The organism is Planctomyces sp. SH-PL14 (assembly GCF_001610835.1).
GTDB lineage: Bacteria > Planctomycetota > Planctomycetia > Planctomycetales > Planctomycetaceae > Planctomyces_A.
In genome coordinates this window covers 8,434,403-8,442,773 of record NZ_CP011270.1, presented here as the reverse complement: position 1 = coordinate 8,442,773, position 8,371 = coordinate 8,434,403, and the positions used below count along the sequence as shown (strand labels likewise).

General features: G+C 68.9%; 6 protein-coding genes. All 6 read right to left on the bottom strand.

Annotated features, from left to right (window positions below; translation table 11 throughout):
• Window positions 1-123: 123 nt before the first annotated feature.
• Complete coding sequence (locus VT03_RS32510; protein WP_156514939.1) at window positions 124-1,788, bottom strand: flagellar hook protein FlgE; 1,665 nt, start codon at window positions 1,786-1,788, stop codon at window positions 124-126.
• An 85-nt stretch (window positions 1,789-1,873) separates the two neighbouring features.
• Window positions 1,874-2,251: a flagellar hook assembly protein FlgD gene (locus VT03_RS32505; protein WP_075096855.1), complete on the bottom strand. Its 378-nt coding sequence runs from the start codon at window positions 2,249-2,251 to the stop codon at window positions 1,874-1,876.
• A 12-nt stretch (window positions 2,252-2,263) separates the two neighbouring features.
• A complete protein-coding gene (locus tag VT03_RS32500; RefSeq protein ID WP_075096854.1) occupies window positions 2,264-3,907 on the bottom strand; it encodes a flagellar hook-length control protein FliK in 1,644 nt (547 codons plus the stop codon).
• A 261-nt stretch (window positions 3,908-4,168) separates the two neighbouring features.
• Window positions 4,169-4,597 (bottom strand): hypothetical protein, encoded by a 429-nt coding sequence (locus VT03_RS32495; RefSeq protein ID WP_075096853.1) that lies wholly within the window; start codon window positions 4,595-4,597, stop codon window positions 4,169-4,171.
• Window positions 4,578-5,792, bottom strand: coding sequence for a tetratricopeptide repeat protein (locus tag VT03_RS32490; RefSeq protein ID WP_075096852.1), 1,215 nt, complete (start codon window positions 5,790-5,792; stop codon window positions 4,578-4,580). The genes VT03_RS32495 and VT03_RS32490 overlap by 20 nt, the downstream gene beginning before the upstream one ends.
• Window positions 5,789-8,011, bottom strand: coding sequence for a tetratricopeptide repeat protein (locus VT03_RS32485; protein ID WP_075096851.1), 2,223 nt, complete (start codon window positions 8,009-8,011; stop codon window positions 5,789-5,791). Before VT03_RS32485 ends, VT03_RS32490 begins: the two co-directional genes overlap by 4 nt.
• Between the last annotated feature and the right edge of the window lie 360 nt (window positions 8,012-8,371).

Below are 8,371 nucleotides of genomic sequence, written 5' to 3'. Positions count from 1 at the left end.
CGCCTCGTAACGCTCCCTTGCCGTGAGGACGATACCGCGACCGGCGCCGACCGGGATTTCCCTCAGATGTCCTTGTCGTCAGATGGCCAGACTTACCCGATGATCTCCGACGGGCCCGATGACCTACCGGACGATGTTGAGCAGCTCTTCGAGGACCTGCGAAGCGACCGTGACGGTCCGCGAGTTGGCCGAGAATCCGCGCTGGGCGATGATCAGGTCCGTGAACTCGCGGGGCAAGTCGACGTTCGACTTTTCGAGCTGACCGGCCCGGACGGAGCCGCGGCTTCCTCCGAGGGCCGTTCCGATCTCGACGTCGCCGCTGGCCGCCGTCGGCTGGAAGTAGCTGTCCCCCACGCTCGAGAGGCCGTCGGGATTGCGGAACGATGCGATCGCCAGCTGCGCCAGGGCGAACTGCCGGCCGTTCGTCGCCAGGCCGATCAGGGTTCCGTCGCTGCCGATCTGCACGGAGGAGAGGTTCCCCGGCTCGTAGCCGTCCTGGACCGGGGCGAGGGACGATTCGGTCGCCACCTGCGTCAGTCCGTTGAAGTTGCCGATATCGCCGAAGCTGAGCGAGATCGTCTGCGGGATGCCGATCCCGGTGAAGTTGAAGGTCATGTTGGTGTCCCCCGCTCCGGCCGCTCCCGAGCCGGCGAGCGAGCCGTCGGGATTGAACGCGACCCGCTCGACGACGCCGTCCACGATCGTCCCGTTGGCCGGATCCATCGATGCGGTCAGGGTCCAGGTGCCGTCGGTCTGCTTCTGGAACTGGAGGTTGACGGTGTGGGCTCCCCCCTGGGCGTCGTGGATCTGAACTCCCCCCTGGACGACGTCCCCGGCCTTCCCGGCGGTGGTGACGATCTGCGGGTTGCTGGAGAATCCGGACGATCCCGTGTTGGTCGCCGGGTCGCTCAGCGTGAGCGACATCGACGAGGTTCCGGTGGAGTCCGCGAGGAGCTGGATCTTTCCGGAGGCGTCGAGCGTGGCGGTCGCGCCGCTGTAGGCGCCGTTAATCGCCGCGACGAGGTCGCCGACCGTGGAGGTCGCCGTGATCGTGAAGTTCGCCGAGACGGGAGCTCCGTTGGCGTCCGCTCCGGCGATCTGGATTACGTCGCCGACGACATAGTCGGGAGTGACGGTGTCGACGTTGTTCAGGAGCGTCGACGAGGTGACCGCCGCGCCGCCGGTCGTCCAGCCGCGGAGCGAGGAGAGCTGCCGGGCGGCCGGCCCCGTGGCGCCCGACTTGAGGTTCCCCGTGATCGTCGCCGCCGTCGTCGCCCGGCCCGGGACGCTCGCGCCGATCGGGACCCGGATGTCGCTGTCCCCGGGGACCTGGAAACCGGTCTCCGTGGCACTGGCATCCCCCAGGCTGCCGAACCGCTGGACGCGGTAGCCCGTCGAGGGGTCGAACAGCCGTCCCGTGTCGTCGATCGAGAACGAGCCCGCGCGTGTGAAGTAGGTCCCGCCGGAGTTCCGCAGGACGAAGAAGCCGTTGCCGTCGATCGCGGCGTCGAGCGAGTTGCCCGTCCCTTCGATCGTTCCCTGCGAGAAGTCGACGTCGATCTGCCCGATCTTGACCCCGGTCCCGATCTGCGCGGGGTTCACGCTCCCCTGGGAGCCGATCGCTCCGCCGGATGCGCTCCGGAGGTCGTTGTAGAGCATGTCGGCGAACAGCACCCGCCGCGACTTGAACGCGATGGTGTTCACGTTGGCGATGTTGTTTCCGACGACGTCCAGCATCCGCTGGTGTGCGTTCAGACCGGATACGGCGGTGGTGATGGCGCTTGACATCTCGACTTCTCCGAGGACGGACACCGTCTTCCGGCGCCGCTTGACTTCGATGGCAACGTGATGAAACGGGGCCCGACAAGGCCGGCTACGCCGACGCTTCCTTGATCTGCAGGACGTTCTCCAGGGCGACCGCCTTGTTGTCGATGTTCAGGTACAGGACCCCCTTCTCGACCAGTACACCCGTCACCTTTCCCGTGGCGGTGTTCCCCTCGTCATCCGAGAGGTACTGGACCTGCTTGCCGACGAGGCTGGCCCCGTTCGTCAGCTGCTGAAGAGCGAGCATGTTGGTGAAGTTCGCATTCAGTGTCTCGATCCCCGAGAGCATCGAGAACTGCGACAGCTGCGACAGGAAGTCCTGCTGCTCGACCGGCGAGAGCGGGTCCTGGTAGCGGAGCTGCGTCGTCAGCAGCTGCAGGTATTCCTGCTGCCCAATCTGCGCGTTGAAGTTGGCGGCGTCCGCCATGGGCATTCCCTTTCAAACGATCGTGTCGACTTGGCGCTTCGGACGGGCGCGCCGCTGGGCCGCCCCCGTCACCGTGGCATAGGAATCTTCGTCACGGCGCGATTCGCCGTTCGGGTCGCCGGCGTGCCCCCCCGAAGGGGAGCTCCCCCCGTCGCGTCCGAGCGAGAGGGTCAGGCCGGTCATGGGAACTCCGGAGTCCTGCAAGGACTGCCGCATCTCAGTGGCGGCGGTCTCGAGGAGATTCCAGACCGCGGGATCCTCGACCGTCAGGTGGGCCTTGATCCCCTCGGCGGACTTCGTGATCTCGATCCACATCCGTCCGAGCTCCGGCGGATCGATCTGGGCCTCGACGCGGCTCACGCCGTCGGACTCGTCCGTCCGGACGTGAGAGACGATCTCCTCGACGGCAAACGACGGGAGGGCCTCATGCGCGATCACGGCCGGAACGGCAGCGGCCGCTTCGCGCGCGGCGGTCTGTGGCACGGCGGCGGCCAGACCGTCGCTGACGCGGGACGCGCCGTCCGTCGTCTTCCGGATCGGGCCGGCCTGAGGAGTGTCGTTCGAGGTCTCCTGGCGGGACTGCTCGAAGCCCTGCTCGCGGCCGAAGGCCTGCCAGGCGGCGAGCTCCTGAATCGTCAACGTCCCATCCGAGCCGGCTCCCGTCAGGCTGTCGAGCCACGAGTCGGGTTCCCGCTCATCGAAGGGGCGGTCTTCGCGGGGAGGTTCGACCTCGATTCCCTCGGCAGTGGTTTCCGGGGTCCATTCGGCCGCGGCGTCGAAGGAGGGGGAGTCAGTTTGCGGTGTCGCCTTCGCTTCCGGGCCGGTTGGCTGCGATGCCGTCGCCGGGGAGTCGTTGACCACCGGCCGGCCGGCCGACGGTCGTGCTGCTGCTGCGGATCGAGAGGCTCCCACGTCCTGCCGGGGTGTCGCGAGAGACGGTGCGGGCGGTGCGGAATCGGACGCGGCGACGCTGGGAGCTGCGGTGTCGGATTTCGGGGCGGCGCCACGGACGACGTCGGCTGTGCGAGCGGTGACCGGCGTCACGACGTCCGGGGTCGAGGACGAGATGGCGTCCTGGTCAGGATTCGCCGGGTTGGTCGAAACGGCCATGGTGGCCGATTCCGGCAGGACGGAGAGGGCGGCCGTCGGCTCACCCTGGCGCTCGCTGAGGAAGAGGTCGGCTCGCAGCGGCGGAGACGGCGTCCCGGGGTCGGATTCCGTGACGGCTGGCGTCGTCGGATTCATGACTGCTTCGGTGGCGGGCGTTTCCTCGGTGCCCTGAGTCGCGACGAACGGAGCGGCGGGCGCGCCGGCGTCGACCGGAGCCGCCGCAGACAGGGTGGGGAACGAATCGCCAAGCGGTCCGGCGGGAGCGGCTCCGACCGGAAGCGATTGCGCGGGAGCCGCTCCGGAGGGCTGAACTCCGGGAGTCCCCGAAGAAGGAGCCTCGACAGCGGAGGTCGGCGTGGAGTCGGCGGCGGCCTTATCGCTGACCTGGGAGGCGGGCGCCATCATCAGTTGGAACAGCGCCGCAAAGCCCGCCGCGAGCTCTTCGGTCCCCTCTTCATCGAGGGTGTCCCGGACCCATGCGTTCGCCGGAGCGACGCAGCATTCCGTCCCTTGCGGATTGGTCGACAGGAACGACGAAATCTCCACCGCGCCTCCTCTGCGCAGACGACGCCATCCGACTCGGAGCGCCGCAGATCTCATCGCCATCCGGTCCCCCGCGCGGACTGACAAACCTGAAAATGCGGGACAGAACGGAAAGTCCCGCGCGGCGTGCCCCCTTACGCCTTACGCAATTCGCCCCAACTCACGGATTCCTCTTCCCGGCACCCCTCAGCCACGGGACGCGCCGCTCCCCGGACGGACGGTCCTTACCTGGGAGACAAGCGGCGAAGGCGCTCCGGCGCCGGCTCAGGAGGCCCGCGCCCGTTCGGCGCGCTGCATCGTCCGGCCGTAAGCGGCGTGACCGCTGGAGGCGGTCACGGAGGCATCAAGCTGCGGAGCGAGCCGCCGCTGCGACTCGCGAGCCATCCCCTCCAGTTCCTGCACGAGGCGGAGCACCCCCTCGAGCTGCGTCTTCTGCCGGTCGAGCACCTGCCGCAGCTGCGGCGAGGGAGAGACTTTTCGTCTCTTCCACGTTTCGCGGACCGCCGCGGCATTCGCCTCGATGACGCCGATCCGGCCCATGAGAAGTGCCAGCTTCGACAGCTCGGGTGTCGGATCCGCCCCCTGATGAAAGGCGGGACGGAGATCCGCGAGCAGACGGTCGACTTCCTGATACTGGAAGTGAACCTGGTCCATCGCGATCAGGAGCGGCTGTTCAATTTCCTGCGTTGTCACGTCCCGCCTCCGTCATCCCTGCCAGAGTTTGCGTAATGGCGTCGAGCCGCGACTGAAGCTGTCGCTTCTGTTCCAGCGAGCCGAGCCACCACTTCGAGAGTTCTCCGAATTCGCCCGAAGCCGAGTCCCCGGCGACGCGGCGGTACTGCTTCTCTGCCTCGGCGATCTGACCAAGCTGCCGCAGGCAGTTCGCCGCCTGAAAGCTGCTCCAGCTCTTCGTCCGCGTGGTCGCGGCGGAGGCTTCGACGCCGCGATAGGCCTCCAGCGCCATGGCGTAGCTCCTGGCCGCGTAGAGGTTGTCCGCCAGAGCCAGCTGGTCGACCGGGGCGCGAAGCACCTCGATCGGGATCAGTGGGGTGTGCTCTTCGGTCTTCGCCAGGGCGGAGGCGTCGGGAGCGGATCTCACACGCGGCACGCTTCGGTGCGAAGGCCTTGTCGCCGTGTCCGGCATCGACGGAATCGCGCGGGGCGCATGATCCGGTGCGGGGCTCAGGGCCGGCGCCGGCGTCGTGTGCTCGGGCGGAGTGAAGCTCTGGGGTGGAATCGATTGTTGAGCGGTCGGCGTCTCGGCGGACGGAAGGGTCGCGATGGAGGCTCCGGGCGTCGCGCTTCCCGGCACGGAGCTGGACTCCGCAGCGGACATCGCCGGAGCGGACGCGACCGCCGGCGACGAGGCGTCCTGCGGGACCGTCGGGCTCGCCGCGCCGGTCCCCGTCTGCTCGGGCGACGGGACCACGGGGGGCATCGGCGTCGGAGGCGGCGGGGGCGCGGACCGGGGAACGGACGCGGCGAAGGCCGGCCCCGCCTGTGGGGCCGGTTCGGCGGGGGCCTCGCTGTGACGGATGCGGGACCGCAGGTCGCGGATCCGGGCGTCGATGGCGTCGTATCGGTTGGACGAGAACTCCGGCAGCGCGGGAAGCTCCCGCGGAGGCAGGAACGCCGCAGGGGCGGGGGAGGGAATCGGCGTGGCGGCGGCGGGGGGCGCGACGTCCCCGGCTACCGGCTCCTGTGGAGGTGTCGTCTCCGCGGTATGGGGCGCCACGGCCGGCGGGCGGTGGTCGACCGGCAACGGAGGGACGAAGGGGAGGCAGGGGGGCTCCGCGCGGGACGACTGCCCGTGCGACGCCGATGGGGAGACAGCGGCGGTCGCGATCAGGATCGTGGCGGCGATTTTCCCGAGGTGGAGGCGACTCATGGATGGGCCTCCCGAGAGGATTTCAACAGGTCGACCGGGGAGACCCCGGCGAAGCAGTAGGCGGCCAGATCGTTTCGGCCGGCGTTCTGCAGGGCGCGGCCCATCAGGCGGAGGACCGCATTCCGTTCCTCGGGCGTCAGTGGCTCGCCAAGGAGCTTCTGGGCCTCATCGATGACGCGGCTCTGCTGTCCCACGGATTCATCGAGCCAGTAGCCGCAGCGGAGGATGCTGCCATGGCGCTTCCAGTCGTCGGACGAACTCTCGATCAGCCCGTCGAGGAGCGCCAGCGCTTTGTCTCGCTCCCCGGCGGACCAATGGAGACTGGCCAGGGCATAGAGGGAGGCGGACCGCACGGGGGCCGGATAGGCGGAATCGGCGATCGACTCGTAGTGCCGCCGCGCCTCCTCGTCCAGGTTCAGCTCCGCCGCCGCCTGCGCCAGGAGGAGCGGGACGGCGAGGCCGAAGTGCGGCCCCTTGGTGGCGTGTTCGAGCGAGTTCAGCAGGGCCCGCCCGTCCCGGGTCCGCCGCGCGTCGTCGTGCTCGGCCAGCCGGAACTGCGAGAAACAGGAGAGGAAGGCGGCCACGTCGCGGGCGGATGAATCCGACAGGTCCCCCTTCCGATCGAGGAGCGTCGTGTTGGCGCTGACCGGGTTCCCGCCGAGGAGATAGGCCGCCGAAAGGAGCAGGCTCCCTTCTCGAGTGACCCGCGGTTCCCCCCGCAGGGCGATGGCGCGAGTCAGCGGGGGAATGGCCCGCCGGGGCTGTCCCAGTTCCAGCGCGATCCGCCCTGCATAGAGGTAGCCGGCCGGCTCCAGTCGCTGACCGTGGCTCCCGTCCACGCAGTGCAGGAAGGCCGAACGGGCCTCGTCGAGTTCCCCCTGGCCCATCCGGATCTTTCCGAGGTTGAACGCGGCGTACCCGTCAAAGTCCGACCGGGGATAGACCCGCATGACCTGTTCCAGGTGCCGCTCCGCCGTCGCCTCTTCTCCGGAGGCGGACGCGATCCTCGCGAGAGCGATATAGGCGGCCGGAGCCCACGGGTGGTCCGGAGCCGCGGTCAGGGCGTGCTCCAGGTAGCGCTTCGCTCGCCTCTTCGCGTATTCGGTCTCCGCCGGGGAATCGTGCTCCGGGGTCACGATCCGCAGCTCGCGGTCGTGGCATTCCCACTGCAGTCCGTCCCCCGCCAGGATGCCGTCGAGAAGGACCGCCGCCGACAGCCGGGGGGCATGAACGGGCATCGACCGCGAAGCCAGCCGCTGCTGCATCTCCCGCGTTCCGCGGACCCGGTAACCGCATGTGCGGGCCATCTCCGCCAGGATCTCGATCACGGGGCGGCGGGGCATCCGGACCGAGAGCTCGATCTCTTCCGGCGGGGCTCCCGCGTCGCCGATCCTCAGCTCGATCCCTTCCGGAGCGGACACGCTCGGCACGATCTCGGGGGACTGTGCGTCCTCGAGCAGGTGCATCAGCGGCCGGGAGAGGCTCGGGAGAACGAGTTCCCGGTCGTCCAGGATCCGGTCCGGGGCCGAGGGGATGGCGATCGACGCCGCGACGGTCCCCAGCAGGTGGACGACGTCGCTCCGCAGCCCCGGGTTCATGCCGGCGGCCGCCTCATTGAGGAGCAGTTCGACGAGGATCGACTCCGCCAGGTCGGATCGTTCCTGAGCCTGCCAGAGCCGCGCCTGGCCCAGGCGGGCCGCGGCGGCCAGCGTCGCGTCACTGGCTCCGGCCAGACCGCGATAGCGCTTGAGGGCTGAACTCCGTTCTCCGATCCCCTCTTCCGCCAGGGCCATGCGGAACTCGATCGGGATCCGGGCCGCCCCCTTTGCTTCGGGGAGGATGGCAGCGTATTTCCGCAGCGCGGCGGACGGGTTCGCTTCGGCGAGGCGGCTGTCCCCCTGCATGAGGACGATGCCGATCTTCTGCTGCGCCGGCTCGATCTCCGGGGTCGCCTCGCCGTCCGCTGCGGGAGGGACGGTCGGAATGTCCTGTGTCAGATCGACCACCGCGTCGGAATCCGGCCCGGGAGCCGGCTCGACCGCCGCGACGGGGGGAGCCTCCGGGGCCGTGGGCCGCTTCGTGAGCAGATGGCGGCTCGCCAGGAATCCGCCGAACCCGACTCCCAGGACGAACAGCAGGCCGAGCACGGCACGCAGCTTCGCCAGGACTCCCCGTTGGGGAGCCGGCGGCGTGGCAGCGGCTGCGTCTTCGTGGCTCATGCTCCGCAAGTCGGGTGTCGTTCGGCCGTCATAACCGTTCAGGTCTACGGGACCGCTACACTCTCATCGGCGTTCAGGCGAGTTGGGTGACACGCATTTTTTTGCCGCAAGAAACTCTTTCAAAGGTCGATCTTTCTTCTGTCACGGGATCACCGGGACTGACGGACCTGTCTTCCGGCCGCAACGGCATATCAGGTTCGCTTGGCCCCCAGAACCCCGCCTCCTGCAGGATCGCTCTCCGCGAACGATCAAACCCGGAAAATGGCCCTTTGCCGTGAAGGGGTCCGGCATCTTCTGCCGATCTGGTCTGCAGTGCGGGAGCCCCCGCGAGGTGCGCCAGCGCATGCCTCCGTGACACCG

Coding starts and splice junctions, on each gene's coding strand:
- VT03_RS32510 (WP_156514939.1), bottom strand. CDS start 1,788: ATGTCAAGCGCCATCACCACCGCCGTATCCGGTCTGAACGCACACCAG.
- VT03_RS32505 (WP_075096855.1), bottom strand. CDS start 2,251: ATGGCGGACGCCGCCAACTTCAACGCGCAGATTGGGCAGCAGGAATAC.
- VT03_RS32490 (WP_075096852.1), bottom strand. CDS start 5,792: ATGAGTCGCCTCCACCTCGGGAAAATCGCCGCCACGATCCTGATCGCG.
- VT03_RS32485 (WP_075096851.1), bottom strand. CDS start 8,011: ATGAGCCACGAAGACGCAGCCGCTGCCACGCCGCCGGCTCCCCAACGG.